This window comes from Streptomyces europaeiscabiei (assembly GCF_001550375.1).
Taxonomy (GTDB): Bacteria; Actinomycetota; Actinomycetes; order Streptomycetales; family Streptomycetaceae; genus Streptomyces; species Streptomyces europaeiscabiei.
Window position 1 is genome coordinate 1 of sequence record NZ_LRTR01000471.1, and the last position, 1,550, is coordinate 1,550.

The 1,550-nt window shown below is 74.2% G+C and carries 3 protein-coding genes; all 3 read left to right on the top strand.

What is annotated here, in order from left to right:
* A partial coding sequence (locus tag AWZ10_RS22885; RefSeq protein WP_159058323.1) for a class F sortase occupies window positions 1–540 on the top strand: 540 nt, incomplete at its 5' end.
* Between the two features lie 123 nt (window positions 541–663).
* A complete protein-coding gene (locus tag AWZ10_RS22890; RefSeq protein ID WP_244172533.1) occupies window positions 664–1,236 on the top strand; it encodes a DUF3574 domain-containing protein in 573 nt (190 codons plus the stop codon).
* A 145-nt stretch (window positions 1,237–1,381) separates the two neighbouring features.
* Window positions 1,382–1,550, top strand: a 169-nt coding sequence (locus tag AWZ10_RS50385) for an aldehyde dehydrogenase family protein (protein WP_159058324.1), incomplete at its 3' end; no start/stop codon positions are given.

A 1,550-nucleotide genomic window follows, 5' to 3' on the forward strand; every position in this document is an offset into this window, starting at 1 on the left:
CCCGCGCGCCCCGCCCCCGCCACCGGGCCTGCCGAGTCGAAGAGACCCGCCCGGCCCCGTACGCTCCCGCCCTCCCCGGCGAAGACCGTCACCATCCCGTACCTGGGCATCGAGGCACCGGCGACCGGGCTCCGCCTCGACAGCGGGCGGCGGCTTCCCGCGCCGCCCGACGACAGGCCCGAGCTGGTCGGCTGGTATGCGGAGGGGCCCGCGCCCGGCGGGCCCGGTACCGCGGTCGTCGTCGGCCACCGGGACACCCGGACGGGCCCCGCCGTCTTCGCCTCGCTGGGCGTGATCAAGCCCGGCCGCGTCGTGCAGGTCCTGCGGGCCGACGGCCGCACCGCCGTCTACACCGTGGACGCCGTGAAGACGTACGAGAAGAGCCGCTTCCCCAACAAGGAGGTGTACGGCCATCGCGGCCGCCCCGAGCTGCGTCTGATCACCTGCGGCGGGACGTACGACCGGCGGAAGGGCTATGCGAGCAATGTCGTCGTCTTCGCCCACCTCACCGCGACCCGGGAACCCGCGCGCAAGCCGTGAACCAGCGCGCAGGGCGCGTGACGTGTGCCCTCGGCGAGTACCAGGGGCGTACGGACGCACCCGCGGCCCGGCACCGGCGCGGCCGACGGTACCGAGGCCGACCGTCCCGCTACAGGTGGACGCATGACCTCGCACTCCAACCCCACGAGCACCCGCACCCCCATGAGCACCCGCACCCCCACGGACACCCCTCCCCGCGCGAGCACCCGTACGCGCACCCTGCGCTTCACCCGCCCCCGCCCCCGCCCCCGCACCCGAGTAGCCGTCGCGGCCGCCGTCTGCCTGCTGACCGTCGGCGCCCCGACCGCGTACGCCACCCTCGCCGAGGACACCTCCACCGGTTCCGTCGTGGCCCCGGCGCGCGGCACGCCGTACATCGAGACGCGGCTCCTCTTCGGCACCGAGCGGCCCGACGGCGGTCCGGCCGTCACCGACGAGCAGTTCACGGCCTTCGTCGACCGGGAGGTCACACCCGGCTTCCCGGACGGGCTGACCGTGCAGGAGGGGCGCGGGCAGTGGCGGGACGCGAGCGGCACGATCGAGAAGGAGCGGTCGTACGAGCTGATCCTGCTGTATCCGGTGTCGGCGGCCGCCATGAGCGACCGGAAGATCGAGGAGATCCGCGGCGACTATCTCAAGGAGTTCGCGCAGGAGGCGGTGGCGCGGGTCGACGACAGGACGCGGGTCGATTTCTGAGGCGGGGCCGCTCCTTTGGGCCTCCGGGCGGGGCGGCGACCGGGGCGCCGACGAGTCCTGCCTCACTCCCCCGGGCTCTGGTGCCGGAAAACTATCAGAGCTAGTTTTTGGGGCGGACGACCACGCCCGCCCGGGAGGCAGCACGATGAAGGCACACGACGGCATGTACATCGGCGGTACCTGGCGGCCCGCCGCCGGGACCGACACGATCGAGGTCGTGAACCCGGCCGACGAGCAGGTGATCGACCGTGTCCCGGCGGGCACCGCGGAGGACGTCGACGCCGCCGTACGCGCCGCGCGTGCCGCCCTCCCCG

Bases quoted from the DNA above. Each gene is read 5' to 3' on its own strand.
- AWZ10_RS22890 (WP_244172533.1), top strand. From the start codon at position 664: ATGACCTCGCACTCCAACCCCACGAGCACCCGCACCCCCATGAGCACC.